Source organism: Pseudomonas sp. UF-293 (assembly GCF_058245595.1).
Map to the genome: position 1 here is coordinate 56,124 of NZ_JBSICA010000026.1, position 17,265 is coordinate 73,388.

18 protein-coding genes and 1 pseudogene are annotated in these 17,265 nt (G+C 57.3%); 13 read left to right on the forward strand and 6 right to left on the reverse strand.

Annotated elements, in window-relative coordinates; translation table 11 throughout:
- The first annotated feature begins 230 nt into the window (after positions 1 to 230).
- A complete protein-coding gene (locus AC4IHP_RS22155) occupies positions 231 to 1,481 on the forward strand; it encodes a ribonucleotide-diphosphate reductase subunit beta (RefSeq protein ID WP_016773579.1) in 1,251 nt (416 codons plus the stop codon).
- Between the two features lie 348 nt (positions 1,482 to 1,829).
- Entirely contained in the window at positions 1,830 to 2,390 is a 561-nt protein-coding gene (locus tag AC4IHP_RS22160) for a BRO-N domain-containing protein (protein WP_490832749.1), read from the forward strand.
- On the opposite strand, the gene AC4IHP_RS22165 is transcribed toward AC4IHP_RS22160, so the two are convergent.
- Positions 2,356 to 3,168: an HNH endonuclease gene (locus AC4IHP_RS22165; RefSeq protein ID WP_490832750.1), complete on the reverse strand. Its 813-nt coding sequence runs from the start codon at positions 3,166 to 3,168 to the stop codon at positions 2,356 to 2,358. The two genes, AC4IHP_RS22160 and AC4IHP_RS22165, sit on opposite strands and share 35 nt — an antisense overlap.
- A gap of 260 nt (positions 3,169 to 3,428) precedes the next feature.
- Between AC4IHP_RS22165 and AC4IHP_RS22170 the strand changes: the two genes are divergently transcribed.
- Positions 3,429 to 4,415 (forward strand): hypothetical protein, encoded by a 987-nt coding sequence (locus AC4IHP_RS22170; protein ID WP_490832751.1) that lies wholly within the window; start codon positions 3,429 to 3,431, stop codon positions 4,413 to 4,415.
- A gap of 3 nt (positions 4,416 to 4,418) precedes the next feature.
- On the opposite strand, the pseudogene AC4IHP_RS22175 reads toward AC4IHP_RS22170, so the two are convergent.
- Positions 4,419 to 4,727: pseudogene (locus AC4IHP_RS22175) on the reverse strand (hypothetical protein); the annotation flags it as partial.
- 223 nt (positions 4,728 to 4,950) lie between these two features.
- A complete protein-coding gene (locus AC4IHP_RS22180; RefSeq protein ID WP_490832752.1) occupies positions 4,951 to 5,763 on the reverse strand; it encodes a sulfite exporter TauE/SafE family protein in 813 nt (270 codons plus the stop codon).
- 112 nt (positions 5,764 to 5,875) lie between these two features.
- Here AC4IHP_RS22180 and AC4IHP_RS22185 point away from each other — a divergent pair, with 112 nt between their 5' ends.
- The 4 genes from AC4IHP_RS22185 (at position 5,876) to AC4IHP_RS22200 (ending at position 7,771) form a co-directional block, all read left to right on the forward strand.
- A complete protein-coding gene (locus AC4IHP_RS22185) occupies positions 5,876 to 6,643 on the forward strand; it encodes an AraC family transcriptional regulator (protein WP_490832753.1) in 768 nt (255 codons plus the stop codon).
- 93 nt (positions 6,644 to 6,736) lie between these two features.
- The gene (locus tag AC4IHP_RS22190; RefSeq protein ID WP_490832754.1) at positions 6,737 to 7,054 is read left to right on the forward strand and encodes a helix-turn-helix domain-containing protein; all 318 of its coding nucleotides are present in this window, start codon (positions 6,737 to 6,739) and stop codon (positions 7,052 to 7,054) included.
- A gap of 62 nt (positions 7,055 to 7,116) precedes the next feature.
- The gene (locus tag AC4IHP_RS22195) at positions 7,117 to 7,464 is read left to right on the forward strand and encodes a type II toxin-antitoxin system RelE/ParE family toxin (protein ID WP_262136717.1); all 348 of its coding nucleotides are present in this window, start codon (positions 7,117 to 7,119) and stop codon (positions 7,462 to 7,464) included.
- Positions 7,454 to 7,771, forward strand: coding sequence for a helix-turn-helix domain-containing protein (locus tag AC4IHP_RS22200; protein WP_122602120.1), 318 nt, complete (start codon positions 7,454 to 7,456; stop codon positions 7,769 to 7,771). Before AC4IHP_RS22195 ends, AC4IHP_RS22200 begins: the two co-directional genes overlap by 11 nt.
- A 10-nt stretch (positions 7,772 to 7,781) precedes the next feature.
- Here AC4IHP_RS22200 and AC4IHP_RS22205 read toward each other — a convergent pair whose 3' ends face one another.
- Positions 7,782 to 8,837, reverse strand: coding sequence for an MBL fold metallo-hydrolase (locus AC4IHP_RS22205; RefSeq protein WP_490832755.1), 1,056 nt, complete (start codon positions 8,835 to 8,837; stop codon positions 7,782 to 7,784).
- Positions 8,838 to 9,048: 211 nt separating this feature from the next.
- Here AC4IHP_RS22205 and AC4IHP_RS22210 point away from each other — a divergent pair, with 211 nt between their 5' ends.
- The 3 genes from AC4IHP_RS22210 to AC4IHP_RS22220 all read left to right on the forward strand — a co-directional run bounded on the left by AC4IHP_RS22210 (position 9,049) and on the right by AC4IHP_RS22220 (position 11,846).
- Positions 9,049 to 9,657: a TetR/AcrR family transcriptional regulator gene (locus tag AC4IHP_RS22210; protein WP_016773570.1), complete on the forward strand. Its 609-nt coding sequence runs from the start codon at positions 9,049 to 9,051 to the stop codon at positions 9,655 to 9,657.
- A gap of 232 nt (positions 9,658 to 9,889) precedes the next feature.
- Complete coding sequence (locus AC4IHP_RS22215; RefSeq protein WP_490832756.1) at positions 9,890 to 11,209, forward strand: methyl-accepting chemotaxis protein; 1,320 nt, start codon at positions 9,890 to 9,892, stop codon at positions 11,207 to 11,209.
- A 136-nt stretch (positions 11,210 to 11,345) separates the two neighbouring features.
- Complete coding sequence (locus AC4IHP_RS22220) at positions 11,346 to 11,846, forward strand: DUF1003 domain-containing protein (RefSeq protein ID WP_490832763.1); 501 nt, start codon at positions 11,346 to 11,348, stop codon at positions 11,844 to 11,846.
- Between the two features lie 108 nt (positions 11,847 to 11,954).
- On the opposite strand, the gene AC4IHP_RS22225 is transcribed toward AC4IHP_RS22220, so the two are convergent.
- A complete protein-coding gene (locus tag AC4IHP_RS22225) occupies positions 11,955 to 12,281 on the reverse strand; it encodes a DUF2025 family protein (RefSeq protein WP_490832757.1) in 327 nt (108 codons plus the stop codon).
- 220 nt (positions 12,282 to 12,501) lie between these two features.
- Between AC4IHP_RS22225 and AC4IHP_RS22230 the strand changes: the two genes are divergently transcribed.
- Both AC4IHP_RS22230 and AC4IHP_RS22235 read left to right on the forward strand, forming a co-directional pair.
- A complete protein-coding gene (locus tag AC4IHP_RS22230; RefSeq protein ID WP_490832758.1) occupies positions 12,502 to 13,629 on the forward strand; it encodes a glycerophosphodiester phosphodiesterase in 1,128 nt (375 codons plus the stop codon).
- 156 nt (positions 13,630 to 13,785) lie between these two features.
- The gene (locus AC4IHP_RS22235) at positions 13,786 to 14,091 is read left to right on the forward strand and encodes a PepSY domain-containing protein (protein ID WP_030142484.1); all 306 of its coding nucleotides are present in this window, start codon (positions 13,786 to 13,788) and stop codon (positions 14,089 to 14,091) included.
- Positions 14,092 to 14,273: 182 nt separating this feature from the next.
- On the opposite strand, the gene AC4IHP_RS22240 is transcribed toward AC4IHP_RS22235, so the two are convergent.
- Complete coding sequence (locus tag AC4IHP_RS22240) at positions 14,274 to 15,896, reverse strand: methyl-accepting chemotaxis protein (RefSeq protein WP_490832759.1); 1,623 nt, start codon at positions 15,894 to 15,896, stop codon at positions 14,274 to 14,276.
- Positions 15,897 to 16,171: 275 nt separating this feature from the next.
- Between AC4IHP_RS22240 and AC4IHP_RS22245 the strand changes: the two genes are divergently transcribed.
- Positions 16,172 to 17,194, forward strand: a complete 1,023-nt coding sequence (locus AC4IHP_RS22245) for a transporter (protein ID WP_460120897.1) — start codon at positions 16,172 to 16,174, stop codon at positions 17,192 to 17,194.
- The last annotated feature ends 71 nt before the right edge of the window (positions 17,195 to 17,265 follow it).

Below are 17,265 nucleotides of genomic sequence, written 5' to 3' on the forward strand. Positions count from 1 at the left end.
GGGTCAGCAATATTCCCTTACAGGGAGCAAAAGCCATTCTGAAGCCCCGCAACAGTGCCAGACGCTGATTGCGCCCATCAGAGGCTCTCGGAACCCGTCAAAATTTCTGTTTATTTGCCTGCGTGCAGCGCTGCAAAAAACGACATCCAACGCGGCTTGTTTGGCCGTGTGAAAAACCAACCCATCAGGTTTCACACGGGCACAAGCCCTCACGCAGGAGACGACACGTCATGCTGAGCTGGGACGAATTCGATAAAGAAGACAGTGAAGTCGCAACCGTGAAAGGCGCCAACGCCGGTCACGCAAGCGAAGCCAACATGGACCGCCTCGACAACGCTGGCGGCGCCGCTGCGCTCGAAGCCCGCGCCGTCACCGCCGACGACTCGGCCGCCGTGGCCCGCGCCAAGGCTGCACTGAACTCCCTCGACGTCGCCGAAGGCCTCGCCGAACTCGAAGGCGCCTCCGCCCGTGTCGCCGTTGACGAAAAGCGCATGATCAACTGCCGCGCCGACCTCAACCAACTCGTGCCATTCAAGTACGACTGGGCCTGGCAGAAGTACCTGGACGGTTGCGCAAACCACTGGATGCCGCAAGAAGTCAACATGACCGCCGACATCGCCCTCTGGAAAAACCCGGAAGGCCTGACCGACGACGAGCGCCGCATCGTCATGCGCAACCTCGGCTTCTTCTCCACAGCCGACTCCCTGGTAGCCAATAACCTGGTCCTGGCCGTGTACCGCCTGATCACCAACCCGGAATGCCGCCAGTACATCCTGCGCCAGGCGTTCGAAGAGGCGATCCACACCCACGCCTACCAGTACTGCATCGAATCGCTGGCCATGGATGAAGGCGAAATCTTCAACATGTACCACGAGATCCCATCGGTCGCGAAAAAGGCAGCCTGGGGCCTGAAGTACACCCGTTCGATCTCCGATCCGAAGTTCGAAACCGGCACCCCGGAAACCGACAAAGAGTTGCTGCGCAACCTGATCGCCTACTACTGCGTTCTGGAAGGCATCTTCTTCTACTGCGGCTTCACCCAAATCCTCTCCATGGGCCGCCGCAACAAAATGACCGGCGTCGCCGAGCAGTTCCAATACATCCTGCGCGACGAATCCATGCACCTGAACTTCGGCATCGACGTGATCAACCAGATCAAAATCGAAAACCCACATTTGTGGGATGCTGAGATGAAGGAAGAAGCGACCCAGATGATTCTGCAGGGTACGCAGCTGGAGATCGAATACGCTCGCGATACCATGCCTCGCGGGGTGTTGGGTATGAATGCGGCGATGATGGAGGATTATCTGAAGTTCATCGCTAACCGTCGTTTGTCGCAGATTGGTTTGAAAGAAGAGTATCCAGGGACGACTAACCCGTTCCCTTGGATGAGCGAGATTATGGACTTGAAGAAAGAGAAGAATTTCTTTGAGACTCGTGTGATCGAATACCAAACTGGTGGTGCGTTGAGCTGGGACTAATAGTCTCGGTTGGCATGATTTGACGATTGCTGCCTGAGTCGACAAGTCGAGAAAGCAAAAAGCCCCGATCTGATCGGGGCTTTTTTGTGGGCGATCGGCGAGCCTTTTTACGCCTACGTCACAGCGCTCAATCTCCTACAGCACTAACAGTCGCTTCCCATTGAAGCCTGCTGCGAGCGCTACTAAGCTCTGTGGCAGGTGCCTAAGAAACGCCCAACGTAGAAAGCTTCGTCAGTGACACAGACGCGTAATTCGTCGGTGACAACTGCTCTGCTCGTTGGGATTTTTTAAGTCCGCTCTACGTTGGGGTCAGGCCCGCCCAAAATCCATAACGTAGAGGTCATAGATATGTCGGATCCATGCTCGGTAACTGTTTTCTCTCGCCACAACCTTTCTCTACATGCCCTTCTATGGGAAAACCAGCCTTGGTTTTCCGCCCGCGATGTCGGCCGCCTGATTGGTTTCCATCTGAATGATCGGGTGGTCAATAAGCTAGATAGCGATCAACGCCGCATTATGTGGATTGAGTACTTTCGAGAGCCCGAACAGCAACTGATGCTTAGTGAATCTGGGGTGTACGCGCTGTTGGTGTATCACTACGTACCGGGAAATCGGTTGCTGCGTGAGTGGTTGACCAATGAGGTAGTGCCAACCTTGCGCGACGCTGCAGATTCAGGACATTCGAATCGGCCAATGTTGAGCTTGTTGGATTGGCCGGAAATGTCACTGAGTTTGCTGCATTGGCAGGATGAGGGGTGGATTCGGCTGCGGGATATGCCTTATCTGTTAAATGATCAGCCGCGACGACGAACGATCGAAGCTAATTGTTGGTGGCGGCGGGTCGTAAATACGTTGCAGTTTTCCAAACATTCGCTTAGGTCAAATCATCGAAAACCCAACGACCATTGAGAAGCCCTTTCAATTGCTCAACACTCAGTAATTGCTGAGGCGTTCTATGAACAATTGCATGGCAGTTTGCACAGAGAGGAATAAGGTCAGTCACTGGATCGACAACCTGTTCCTCTTCGAATTCGGAAATGGGTTTCACGTGATGTACATGAATAAAGCCCTTCGCGTGCGCCCCATAGGCTTTTTCAAAGTCAAAATCACATGCTTTGCATAGAAGGCCATGAATAGCGATAGCCTGACGTCTAAGCTTGGGACAGCGCTCGTATCTCACACCGTAATAAGTAGATTTTTTACCTTCAGTACCAACGATTACGGTTTCAAAATCCTCTGTACCGTCAGCCTGGATGAAGTCATCTGCCTGCGATGGCGTCAGCACAGCATTGGATGAGATCCGGTCGAACACGGTTTGATCAATGGACCGAACACCGTTACGCCAGTAATTATTCTTTAGATTTGAGGGAATTTGCTCAAGGTACTCCCCCTCAAGCTTTATTGGGATTGCCAACTCAAACTGACGAAAATCCTCAATAGAGGCAAACAGGTCTCCTCGCTTACTGTTCCTGTCTGCATACACCCTTCCTATGCGGGCTAAGCCAAAATAGTGAGGCGCAGAACTCAAACGTAACGCTGAGAAAGCCTTATTTTTCAGTTTCCCTTTGTAGTAGATAACCTCTGTTCCCTGGATAAGGATTTCCTTGTACCGCTTCGGGAAGTGGTAGAGGACCCCAGTTTGATCGGCCCATTTTGACAAATCATTCTCGGCAATTACGGCTGGCATCCACTCATCCTCTTATCAGAGGCTAGAGATTACCAAATCTAGAGAAAAGTCCTACACGACTTACGGAAGGCTCTCACGACTGACTCAAGCCAACGCTTCAGTCGTTCGGTGAGACATGTGTTCCACATCTCTCTCTAGAATGCTTTAGCGAAGTCTACAAAATGACCACTTCACTGCAGCAAAAAAAGAATTAGTAGGTGCACCACCACGCACCTCCCGCTATTAATACCCCTCCCCCACTCAAGGAACCGAGCCCCACCATGAAATTCGATCTCGCCTACTGCCTCAGCCTCGACGACAAGTTGTCGATCTATGATGTTCGCGATCTCAATTTCGATGAGACGGTGGCGTTTGACTCTGCGAAGGAACACTTCCAGTGCCCCAACGATGCTTGTCGTTCGGCGTTCGAGGCTTCCAACGAGTTGGGTACGTTCAATGCCAAGAATGTGAATTACGTGCGCACGCCGCACTTCAAGAATCTGCCCACGACGCAGCATGTGGCGGGTTGTCCGTACGTGAGTTTGAAGGCGTCGGCGTCTGGCGTTGAGGCGGCGGATGGCGAGGTGGATGACGGGCGTGAGGAACACTTCCCATCAGAGTTGTTGCTTACCCGGCGTGAGTATGTGCGCAAGCCTGTCGCGCCAGCGGGGGCGGCGGATGTGTTGCGCGATGACCCGGTGCGGGTGGCGGCGGAGAGTGGTAAAGAGTCGGCGGGTCGTGAGTCGGCGCCGGACAAGACCAGTGTGTTTGCGCATCCGGTGGAGTGCTTTGTTTCGAACTTCGCGGACAAGGAGTTGCTCAAGCGCATGCCGTTGAAGGTCGGCGAGCATACGGCGCCGTACAGTTCATTCTTCAAAAAGATTGAATATCTGACGGACAACAAGGGGCTGATTTACTGGGGGCGGATCAAGAAGATCGAGGACTTCCACAGTGCCAGTTTTCGGATCGATTTCGAGGACAAGGTTTGGTTCAAGAAGCCCGAAGACAGTAAGAAGAAGCCGTATCCGGTCAGCGTTTATCTGAACAAGAAGCTGATCGACAACTACCGCAAGCGCAAGGCGTTTCTGGAGGAGATCAAGCACGCGGTGGATAGCGACAAGGCGTTGTTCTGTTTCTTCTATGGCGTAACACCGGAGTTGAAGCAGGTGCCCGGCAAGAAGAACCCCGAAAAGCCTTTCGAGGTCTTCAATGCCAATATCGAAAACCTGGATCACTTCATTATTCGTGAAGCGCCGGGGTTGGAGTGATGGCTAGCCTTTGGGTAGTTGCAGTTTGGCTTCGCCACGGTGTTGGTTGACCAGCGAGTACGGCAGCACTGGCTAATCGGGGTTGTCGCAGTTGCGCTGGATGCGGGCGAAGTAAGCGCCCAGGTAAATCCCCTTCGGCGTGAAGTGCCAGTTGGAGTAACCCCAAACACTTTCATCGGTGTAGTCGCAGCCGCCATCGTCTTCGGCGGGCTTTTCCATTTCCTCGGGGTACAGCGTGGTGAACTGTTTGACCAGCCACGGCGCCATGACTTTCAGCTGATCGTATTCGGTGGCTGCGCTATCAGGTTCACCAATCCACAGTTACTTCATCCTGCTGCGTGGTGTTGAGTTCAACCACAATCGGCATCTTGCCCAACGTACCGGTAAAGACACGCGGGCCTTATTCGGCATGGGCGATGGAAATCAATGAGAACAGCACAGCAGCGTATGGTGCCAAGCGCATCAGTCCCTTGAGCATGGATCGATCCTTGAATGAATGAGGCTGCGAAGTATGCGCGCAGGAATCGAGGCTCTACTAGAGCAGCATGCCCAGCATCACGATAGTCAGCAGCGCGATGTACACCCGCGCATGCACCCGATCCGGTATCCGCCCTATCCACGGCGCAGCCAATCTGACCCCCAGCAACGAACCAACCGTCAGCAGCGCAAACGCCCACACATCGACATACCCTACATACCAAACGCCCAAATCAGCCCCAGTGAAACCGGCCAGCGCCATGTACGTCAGCGTGCCGGCCAGCGCTACCGGCACGCTGAGCGGATTGGCCATGGACGTCGCTTGCGACATGCTCAGGCCGCAGCGGCGCAGCAGCGGCACGGTCATGACGCTTCCTCCTACGCCGAGGAAGGTCGCGATGGCGCCGATGCCTACGCCGCCGGCGGATGTTTCCCTTGTGGTCAGTCGCCGTGGGATTGTCGTTTGGGGCTGTGCGAGAAATCCTCGACGCAGCAGGCAATCGACGATGGTCACGCCCAGGTAGGCGATGAATGCGTAGCGGATCACTTCGCCGCTGACCCACATCGCAGCAATGGCGCCAACGACAGCGCCCACGCCAATAAACCCGCCCAATGGCCAAAGGTATTCCCGGAGCAGATTGCCGGCACGTTGGTGTTTGCGTGTAGCGATCAGGGCGTTGACGATCATCACGCAGGTCGAAGTGGCTACGGCAATGTGCATGGCCGATTGTGCGATGAGGTCGTCAGTTGCGTGGCTAGCGGTGAGCACGCGATAGAGCAGCGGCACGATAACGAAGCCGCCGCCGAAACCGAAGAGCACGGCGCTGATGCCGGTGAGACAGCCGAACAGTGCAAGCAGGAGGTAGAACATGGTGGGCGTTCAGGATCGGGAAAGCCCAGGACATTAGAGCGCGATGCACTGGCCGGCTTCAGTGGTTGGGCCAATAATGTTCGCGTTTACGCCAATCGCTGGAACACGCCTGATGCGCAATATTTCGATCAATCAGCTCGATGACACGCCTCGCCCGGTCGTGGCCATCGGTACCGATTATTCCCACGGCCACCTACTCCCGTTTCATACGCATCGCCGTGGGCAATTGCTCTACGGCGCAACAGGCGTGATGCAGGTCAGCACTCAGAACGGTAATTGGGTGGTGCCGCCGCAACGCGCGGTGTGGATTCCGTCGGGCGTGGCCCATGAGGTGTTGATGCTCGGGGTGAGCACGCGCAGCCTCTATATCGAACCGGGCCCGGTGGATTTGGGCCCGGACTGCCAAGTGCTGAGCGTGTCGTCGCTGCTGCGGCATTTGCTGATGGAAGCGGTGGACGTGCCGCTGATGTACGACCAGGCCGGCCGCGACGGTATGCTGATCAACTTGCTGTTGCATGAACTGACGCGCAGTGCGCCCCTTCCCCTACACATTCCTATGCCCGTCGAAGGAAAGCTCCTCAGTCTGTGTCAGACCTTTCTGAACATGCCCAACATCCATCAATCCCCGCAGCATTGGGCGGACCAGTTACACATAAGCTTGCGTACCTTTAACAGATTGTTTCGGCAGCAGACCGGGCTCAGCTTTCGTCAGTGGCGCCAGCAAGCCTGCGTGATTCAGGCACTGGCACGGCTGGCCGCAGGGGAATCCGTGACGCGGATTGCTCTGGACTTCGGCTATGAGAGTCCGGCGGCGTTTTCCTCGATGTTTCGGCGAGTGCTGGGTCAGGCACCGTCCGTCTGGTTAGAGCCGGCGAAGTAGGCAAATTCAAAAATTGCGTTTGATCCCGGCCGAAAACAACTGTACAAAAACACAGTACATTTTCAATCAGCACTTTTGAGCCCGGAGCACACCATGGCCTCTCTTGCGATGAACCACGTCCTCGAACGCATTGCCCTTTTCCAATTCACCCCGACCCACTGCGTCCAGGCCCGCGCCATGCTGGGCTGGAGCGTTGAACAACTGTCGCGCGAGGCCGAGGTGGCGGTGGCAGATATCCAGCGGTTCGAAGCGCAACTGAACGTAGCGGACGCCGCGAGACTGGCACTGGCGTATCGGTTTGAAGCACAGGGGTTGGTGTTCTTCCCGGGGTTTGCACCGGGGCGCAGTGTCAGGGCGCAGGGTATGGCGGGGGAATCGGTGGGGCGTGGGGATTTTGCGATGGCTGACTGAAATGGCAATTTGATAATTATTCCAAAATAGGTATATTTCGCATGAGTGCAAGGAAGCCGCTTATGTGGGTCTGCAGTAGTAAAAAAGATCTCAAGCAGATGCCCACAGAGGTCCAAGACGTTTTTGGTCACGCACTGGATCTGGCTCAATGTGGCCTGAAGTATTCAGATGCAAAGCCATTGAAAGGGTTCGGAGGCGCAGGTGTCCTGGAGTTGATAGAAGACTTCGACACCGACACCTACCGCGCCATTTATACGGTTCGTTTTGGCAGTGCAATTTACGTTTTGCACTGCTTTCAGAAAAAGTCGAAAAGCGGGATTAAAACCGCCCAGTCGGACATTGATCTGATCAGAAACAGACTTCGAGCCGCCCAGGAACATGCGAAAGGATCAGAAAACCATGGAGATTGAAGTAGGTAGCGGAAACGTCTATCACGATCTGGACTTACCCAATGCAAGTGAAATGCAGGTGAAGTCGCAGCTCGCAGCGAAAATTGGCGCAATCATTAAGGCGCGTCATCTCACTCAGATTCAGGCGTCAGAAATCTTGGGACTCTCACAGCCCAAGCTTTCCGAAATGCTGCGTGGCAAATTTCGCGGAATCAGTGAGGCCAAAATGATGGAATGCCTTTCACGTCTCGGACGAGATGTGCAAATTGTAGTCAAATCGGCCCCCCGATCACGGAAAGAGGGCCGTATTGAGGTGGTATTCGCTTGAGGCGAACGCGTCAGGCATTCTGAGCAAGCGCCTCCCCCTCCTCTTCAACCGCCATCCACCACGCACTCCCCCGTTGTGGATGCGCAAGGTTGAACGCCTCCCCCATTCGCGGTGTGGTAATCGCAATACTGCGTTCCCACGCGAGGGCAAGGATGCGGTCGAAGGGTTCATGCCAGGCGTGCATGGCCAGGTCGAAGGTGCCGTTGTGGATCGGGAAGAGCCAGCGGCCCTTGAGGTCGATGTGGGCTTGCAGGGTTTCTTCCGGTTGCATGTGCACGTGGGGCCATTCGACGTTGTAGGCGCCGGTTTCCATCAGGGTCAGGTCGAACGGGCCGTATTGTTCGCCGATGCGTTTGAAGCCGTCGAAGTAACCGCTGTCGCCGCTGAAGAAGATTCGTGTGTCGGCATCGATTATCACCCATGACGCCCACAGCGTGCTGTTGCCGTCGAACAGGCCACGGCCGGAGAAATGCTGCGATGGGGTGGCGACGAAGCGGATGCCGGCGATTTCGGTGCCCTGCCACCAGTCGTACTGGCGCACCTTGCTGGCGTCGATGCCCCATTTGATCAGGGTGTCGCCCACGCCGAGTGGAGTCAGGAAGTAGGTGGTTTTGGCGGCGAGTTTGACTACCGCTTCGTAGTCGAGATGGTCGTAATGGTTGTGCGAGAGGATCACCGCTTCGATCGGCGGCAACTCGTCGATGCTGATCGGTGGCTGATGGAAACGTTTCGGACCCGCCCATTGCACCGGCGAGGCGCGCTCGGCGAAGACCGGGTCGGTGATCCAGAATTTGTCGCGCAGCTTCAGCAACAGCGTTGAGTGCCCCAAGCGGTAAACGCTGTGATTGGGCGCTGCGAGCAGATCTTCGCGTGTAAGCGGCTGCACGGGAATGGCGGCGCTCGGACGGGTGTCGCGCGGCTTGTGGAAAATCATGTTCCACATGATCCGCAGCATTTTGCGCAGGCCTTCGCGCTGAACCGGCGCATGATTGCGAAACAGCCCTTGATCCTGGCGCGAGGCTTCAGGCGTGGATGTGTTGTCCGGGAGAGAGACGGGATTGGCCATGACTGAACGACTCCGAAAAACCGTGTGCTGCACGGTATTCCACGGGAAATGAAAATGGCCAAGCTGCACGCAAAGGCCAAACGCTCTGGTTTGTAAGGTGCGAGGATTAACGCAACATTACACTGAGCGGTGTAGTTTCTAGGTTGCATCAAAGCCGGCGCCAAGTAAACTGCCGAGTGTAATTTCCTTCCTTCTCTGCCGAAGTCCGCTCATGACCGCTCCACAACGCCTCACCGACCGCAAACGCGAAGCCATCATCCAGGCGGCGATCGCCGAATTCCGTGCCCACGGGTTCGAAATCACCAGCATGGACAAGATCGCCGCCACGGCCGGCGTGTCGAAGCGAACGGTGTACAACCACTTCCCGAGCAAGGAAGAACTGTTCGCCGAGATCCTTAATCAGTTGTGGGCGCGGATCATTGCCGAGCCATCGGTGAGCTACGACCGCGAGCAACCGCTGCATGAGCAGCTGCGCCTGATGCTGCGAGAGAAAGTGCAGATGATGGCCGACGAGAATTTTCTCACCCTCGCCCGGGTGGCGATTGCCGCAACCATTCATTCCCCCGAACGTGCGCAGAACATGATCGAGCGCATGGGCGAGCGCGAGGAAGGCCTGACCGTCTGGATACGCGCGGCGCAAGCCGACGGACGGCTCAAGCCGGTGGATCCAGAATTTGCCGCGCATCAAGTACAAGGTTTGCTCAAGGCATTCGCGTTCTGGCCGCAGATCTCGCTGGGTCGCGCGGCCCTTGATCCAGACGCGCAGAATGCAGTTGCCGAGTCGGCGCTGGAGATGTTCCTGGCACTGTATCAGCGGTGAATCACCGGCTCGTCGAGCCGTGTACAACTAACTTCGTAAAAAGTTATACAAACTTGTGAAAAATTCCTTTCTTGTACAACTTTATTAAGTTTTGTATAAGTAGCCATCTGCCAGTAACGGAACGCTGGCATTGAGCAGTCACCACCGAATGCCGTCCGTGCATTTCGGTCTGCCGGCGCAGGAATAGGGACTGAATCCTTTTGATTTTCCCCACTTCCCGAGTATCGCAAGCATGTTTTTCAATCGCCAGAAAGCCGCCCTCGCTGAACTGCAACACACCGTTTTTGACCAAGCTGCAATGCTCGAAGCGATCAACCGTTCGATGGCGGTGATCGAGTTCGATCTTGATGGCGTGGTGTTGCGTGCCAATGACAATTTCCTCAAGACCATGGGCTACACGGCTGCCCAGGCGATCGGCCAGCCGCACCGGCACTTCTGCACACCAGAGTTCGGTCGCAGTGCTCAATACACCGAGCTTTGGTCGCGCTTGAAAAACGGTCAGTTCCAATCCGGCACTTTTGAACGAGTCGACAGCAAAGGCCAGCCGATCTGGCTCGAGGCCAGTTACAGCCCGATCAAGGATGCGTCGGGACGGGTGGTCAAAGTGGTCAAGTACGCGATGGATGTCACCGCCAAGGTGCAGCAGGAGAACGAGGCCAACGCCAAGTTGCAGGCGATCGATCGCGCGATGGCGGTGATCGAGTTCGATCTGGACGGCAACATTCTTACCGCCAACCAGAATTTTCTCACGCGCATGGGTTACAACCTCGCAGAGCTCAAAGGCCAGCATCACCGCTTGTTCTGCACCCCGGCGCTGGTCAACAGCGGCGCCTATCAGGATTTCTGGCGGCGCCTGAATCAGGGCGAGTTTTTCCACGGGCAGTTCGAGCGTGTGGATAAGCGCGGTCAGATCGTCTGGCTGGAAGCCAACTACAACCCGGTCTACGACGCTTCGGGGCGCTTGTACAAAGTCGTGAAATTCGCGTCTGACGTTACCGCCCGTGTCGAACAACACGAGCAGGACGCGCGCAGTGCGAGCACCGCTTATCACATCTCGGTGGCGACGCGAAAAGTCGCCGAGCAAGGTACGCAGGTGATTCAACAGGCTGCCAGCGAAATGCGCGAAATCGCCGAGGACATCAGCCAGTCCTCAACGCTGATCGCGCAACTGGGCGAGCGCTCCGAACAGATCACCGCCATCGTCAACACCATCCGCGCGATCGCCGATCAGACCAACCTGCTCGCCCTCAACGCCGCCATCGAGGCGGCACGCGCCGGTGAACAGGGGCGCGGCTTTGCCGTGGTGGCCGATGAAGTCCGGCAACTGGCCGCGCGCACCAGCGGTTCCACCGCCGAGATCTCCACCATGATCAGTCTGATCCAGAGCGAAACACGGCAGGCGATCAAGAGCATGCAAGGCACCCGCGACCGCGCCGCAGAGGGCGTGGAGCTGGCCAATCAGGCCGGCACGGTGATTCTGCAGATTCGCGATGGCGCCAGTGAGGCGGTGGATGCAGTGAGCATGTTTGCCAATGAGCGGGTGCCGAATTGAGGTTTGTGCAGGGTCGATAGAACGAGTCGCGACCTTCGCGGGCTTGCCCACGAAGGTCGTCCGCCACAACGCAGAGCTATAGTGACGACACGTCCCAAGCCCCGCCGAGTGCCCCATGAATAACTAAAAATCCGAAATATCCAACGCCCCCATCGATCACCTGCGCTTCCACCGCCCCCACGCCCATCTGAATACGACCTTCGGCAACGACGCCTTCGCCCTGCGCGCCGAAGCGTTTGCGCGATTCTTCGGCACGCCGCTGTTCCTTGGAGCGCAAACCTTGATCGTTGCGGTATGGATCGCTCTCAACGTATGGGGCGTGACTCAATTCGACGTCTACCCGTTCATCCTGCTGAACCTGGCCTTCAGCCTGCAGGCGGCCTACGCCGCGCCATTGATCCTGCTTGCGCAAACCCGTCAGGCCGCGCGCGATAAAGCGCAGGCCGACGCCGATGCGCAGCACCGCGAAGCGCTGGCACAGGCCAATACCGAACGTCAGGCTGAGGCGGCGAAGAATTCCGCGCAATTGCTGGCGTTGCTGGAACAAAACACCCGCCTTACCGAAATGACGAAAACCCTCACCGAGCGCATCGAAGGCCTGACCAGCGAGTTGCACGCTCACGTGTGCCAGAACTAAGGCCGCCTTCGCGAGCAGGCTCGCTCCCACATTGGATCTGTGGCGTTCACAAAATCCCTGTGGGAGCGAGCCTGCTCGCGAAGAGGCCCGCAACCACACTGCAAAAACTCAACCGCGCACCAGACTTCGCACCGCAGCAATCTCCGGCACTTCAACCTTGCTCATGTACACCCGCAACGGTTCGGTGATGTTGATGCGTTCGTCGATGTGTTGATCGAGCAGCAACTGAATCAACTCGCGCTTGAGCGTCATGGTGGTGTCCGACGCCGTCGCCCAGACGAATTCACTGGCCGGGATGATGCCGTCGTCGGCAACGTCCATGCCGAAGGAATCTTCGCTGAAGCGCACGATGTATTGACCGGTCTTGCGGTTGAAGCCGACGAAGCCTTTGAGATCGTCGGCGGCCTGGCAGATGAGTTGGGAGGTGATGCGCATGGTAAACCTCACGAAAGTTGATCGATGGTTTACACGCAGGGCAACGCAGCGGCGCGCCCTCTGCCGGGGCGTCTGCCGAGGGCAAGCGTACTGCAAACAGCGCCACAAAAGTGCAGGAAATTTCCGTTTTGCTCGGTTTATGTCGGTCTGGCGATAGCCCTGCGGCGCTTCAGTTGTTAAAAGGTACGTCTCGAAAAATACCTGCGAAAGGAACTCGACCATGCCTGCCACTTTTACCCGAAGCGCTCTGGTGCTGAGTCTGTTGTTCGGCCTCGGTCAGGCGCATGCCGCCAGCCACCCGGAGCCCAAGGCAATCGCTGCCGCCCATGGCATTCCGCATCCGGCGGTAATCGCCCACCGTGGCGCGTCGTTCGATGCTCCGGAATCCACCGCAGCGGCCTACAAACTGGCTCGTGACCTCGGCGCCGATTACCTGGAAATGGATTTGCAGCGCAGCAAGGACGGCGTGCTGTTCGCCCTGCACGATGACAACCTGCAACGCACCACTGACGTCGCCAGCAAATTCCCCGAGCGCAAGGACAGCCCGGCCACCGCGTTCACCATGGCCGAGCTGAAAAGCCTCGATGCCGGCAGCTGGTTCAACACCAAGTACCCGGATCGCGCCCGCCCTTCCTACGCCGGGCTGAAAATTCTTACCCTCGATGAAATCATCGACATCGCCCGCGCCAACCCGCAGCACAAACCGGGCCTGTACATCGAAACCAAAGAGCCGCAGCTGTTTCCCGGCATCGAACATGACCTCAAGGAAAAACTCCAGGATCGCGGCTGGTTGAGCCCGGCCGGTTCGAAACTGGCGAAAAGTGCGCTGGGCGTCGGTCAGGGCAAAGGCAAGGTGATCCTGCAGACCTTCGATAAAAACAGCCTGCAATTGCTGGAGAAGGAAATGCCCCAGGTGCCGAAGATCCTGCTGTTGTGGGTCGGCGAAGGCAGCATCGAGCCCAAATCCGCCGTGACGTTTGCCGCGTCCGGTGAGAAAGACAAAAACGTTTTCTACGGCAAACAGGAACCGAAGTCGGAAGCTGAATTCAAGCAATGGGTCGATTACGCCAAAGCCCAGGGCGCGATCGGCACTGGTCCATCGGCGAAGCTGACCCATGGCGGTGACCAGAGCTATTCCGATCTGGTGCAGCCGTGGATGAATCAGTACACCCACGACCAAGGGATGCTGGTGCATGTTTATACGGTCGACGAGCCGGTGGACTACGAGAAAGTCATGGCGTCGGGGGTTGATGGCATCTTTACCAACCGCGCCAGTGAATTGCTCAAGTTTTATAAGCGTCCGGCTGTTGGCAGTGTTGACGAGGTATTGAAGAAGAACGGTTTCTAACCTGTTATCGAGTCGCCTGCTTCGCGAGCAGGCTCGCTCCCAAAAAGAGCAGTTTTATCGCGAGGCAGAGATTTAAGGGAGAGTTAAGTTGCGCTGGTTAATCTGAACTCACTTACACAGATCAACCACTTCAACGCACTGCCAAGGAATGAACCGATGAAAACTTTGACTGCCCTGTTTACCGCCGCTGCCCTGACCCTCACCGCTGGCCTGGCTCAGGCTGATGTTCGCATTGACCAGATCCCGCAACTGGTCAAGGACGGCAAGATCAAGTCGCTGGAATCGATGAACGCCGAAGCACTGAAACTGCACCCGGGCGCAACGATTACCGATACCGACCTGGATAACCACTTCAACGGTTATGAGTACGAAGTTGAACTTAAAACCGCTGACGGCAAAGAGTTCGACGTGGACTTTGATGCGACCACCGGTAAAGTGCTGAGCAACAAGCAAGACACTTGATAGACCGCTGTTAAAGCGCCGCACGATTGGAAGATCGTGCGGCTTTTTTATGCCTGCCGTTAATCATGTGTGAGCGAGCCTGCTCACGAAAGCGCAGCGTCAGCGACATCAATGTTGACTGTTCCAACGCCATCTCGAGCAGGCGAAGACCTACAAAAGTTGCCGGACGCGAGAACTCGCAATCAGGCACTCAACCGCGCCGTCACCTCATTCAACTGCCCCGACAACCCATGCAGATTCTGACTGGCACTTTCGGTGCGCTGCACGTTGTCCAGGTTGGTGCTGGCAATCGCGGTGATTTCGGTCAGGTTGCGCGAGATATCCTCGGCCACTGAAGTCTGCTCCTCAGCCGCCGTGGCGATCTGCCGGTTCATGTCGCGAATCGCCTCCACGGCCAAGGTGATGCGCTCCAGCATCGCGCCAGCCTGAGTCACCTGCTCAACGCTTTCGTCACTGCGCGCCTGGCCGCTCTCGATAGCCTGCGCGGCATCGACAGCCCCGGTCTGCACGTTCTGAATAATCTGGTTGATCTCGATGATCGACTCCGCCGTGCGCTGAGCGAGGTTGCGCACCTCATCGGCGACGACGGCAAAACCCCGCCCGGCCTCACCCGCCCGTGCTGCTTCAATGGCCGCGTTGAGCGCCAGCAGGTTGGTCTGTTCAGCGATGCCCCGAATCACTTCCAGCACCTTGCCGATACGGCCGCTGTCGGTCTCGAGGCGACGGATCACCGTGGCGGTGTTGGCGATTTCGCCGCGCATCTGCGTGATGGAATGGATGGTGGTCTGCATGACCTTTTCACCCTGCTGCGCCGACTGATCGGCATCGTCGGCAGCGCGCGCGGCATCGGCGGCGTGTCGGGCGACTTCCTGCGCCGTGGCGGACATTTCGTTCATCGCCGTGGCCACTTGATCAGTGCGATTGAATTGCTCGCTGGTGCCGCCGGCCATCGTCGTGGCGATGGCGTTCAACTCGCCGCTGGCGCTGTCCAGATCACTGGCGCTGCGTTGCAACCGAGTGAAGGTGTCCGCCAGAAAATCACGCAGAGTGTTTGCTGCGGCGGCAAGGTTGCCCAGCTCATCGCGACGCTCGCTGACAACGCGCTCGGCCAACTGCCCACGGCTCAAGCGGGAGACGTAATCGATGAGGTTGCGGATCGGCTCGATCAGGTTGCGGCTGACCAGCCACAGGCTCAGCAGACCGATCAGCAAGCCTGACGCGAGCATCACCAACAGGCCCAGCCACACGGTGCGATCGGCGCTGGCACTGATCAATGCCGATTGCTCGGTGCCCTGCTTGCGCAGCTCGGCAACCAACGCGCTCATCTGTTCACTGGTGGCGCGGTCGACGCCTTTGACCGCAGCGTCGCCGGCGCTCGGATCACCACCGGCAGCGACGTAGGCATCGCGGCCTTTCTGATAGGCCGCGCCCAACTGGCGATGCTCTTCGCGCAAGCGTTCGATACGTGATTTGAGAGTGGCCTCGATGCCTTTCTGGCCGGCCAGTTCGCCGAGAATGTTCTGCACGTCGCGCTGGCGCTCTTCGAACTGGCTCCAGTATTTCGCCAGATCCGCCGGTTGCTTACCGCGCAGCAGGACGTTTTTCCACTCCTGCACCTGCACTTTGAATTGCAGGTTGGCTTCATCGATCAGTTGCGAAGTGTGCAACGGGCCAGCAATCAACTGGCTGTAGCTTTGCACGCCATTGGAGAGGAAATGGAAACAGGCCAGCGCGATCAACAGCATCGCCAACAGACTGCCGCTCAGCAGGGCGAGAATTTGCGCTCTCAGGGATTTTTGCAGCATTGCAAGGTACTCGAAGCAGGGATGAGCACGCCCGAGCGGACGTGAAAAATGGCCGGACTTCCCTGTCGTCGCACCGTGGCAAAAAGCCAATGGCGCGCAACCTAACTCACCTGAGATCGGCGCGCCAGAGCCTTCCTTGAGAAACTTCCGACGGCCGGTAACACATTGATTTGACGTCTTTTTGCTGTCACAAAACGGTCATGTTGGCTTGCGATGATGCCGCTCAGGTGAACCTGAAAATCCTGCCCCAGACACCCTCCTCGCAGCGAGCCGCCATGAACCACAGCCTCGATATCAGCCATCGCGATCCGGACCTGTTTGGCTTGCTCTACGGCTTTCGTTTTCTGCCCGGTGAGCGCGGGCGAGAGCTCGATTCGGCGACGGCTTTGCGCTGTTTGCAGGATGACAGCGACAGCGGCGAATTTCTCTGGCTGCACTTAAATCTGGCCCATGCCGCATGCGAGCGCTGGATGAAAAGTCATCTGCAATTGCCCGAGGAGTTTTTCGAAGCGCTGCACGAAGGTTCGCGTTCGACGCGCATCGAGCACGTCGATTCGGCGCTGCTGGCGGTGGTCAACGATGTGGTGTTCAACCTCAGCAGCATGGTCTCCTCGGATGTGTCGACGCTGTGGGTCTGCGTGCGCAGCAAACTCATCGTCAGCGCGCGCCTGCAACCGCTGCACTCGGTGGACAAGTTGCGCTCGTCGGTGAAGGCCGGCGAATGCTTTCGCTCGCCCTCGGAACTGCTCGTGCATCTGCTGCGCGATCAGGGCGAAGTGCTGACGCAGATCGTGCGCAAGACCAGCCTGAGTGTCGATCAGGTCGAAGACGAATTGCTCTCCTCGCGCCTGTCGACCAACCGCGCCGAACTCGGTGCCAATCGCCGCGTGCTGGTGCGTCTGCAACGGCTGCTGGCGCTGGAGCCGGGTTCGCTGCTGCGCCTGCTCAATCGTCCGCCGCCGTGGTTGCAGAAGGAGGACGTCAAGGAGTTGCGCAAATCCACCGAGGAGTTTGCGCTGATCATCAACGACCTCACCGCCCTTGGCGAACGGATCAAACTGTTGCAGGAAGAAATCGCCGCCAACCTCAACGAGCAGAGCAACCGCACGCTGTTCACCCTGACGGTGGTAACGGTGCTGGCCTTGCCGATCAACATCATTGCCGGCTTTTTCGGGATGAATGTGGGGGGTGTACCGCTGTCCCAGGACCCGCACGGGTTTTGGGTGCTGGTGGCGTTAGTGGCGACATTCACGGTGATTGCCGGACGCTGGGCGTTTCGCAAGCGTGGGGATTATTGATTTCACATGCACCGAAGATTCCTGTGGGAGCGGGCTTGCTCGCGAAGGCGGTGTGTCAGGTGATACAGATG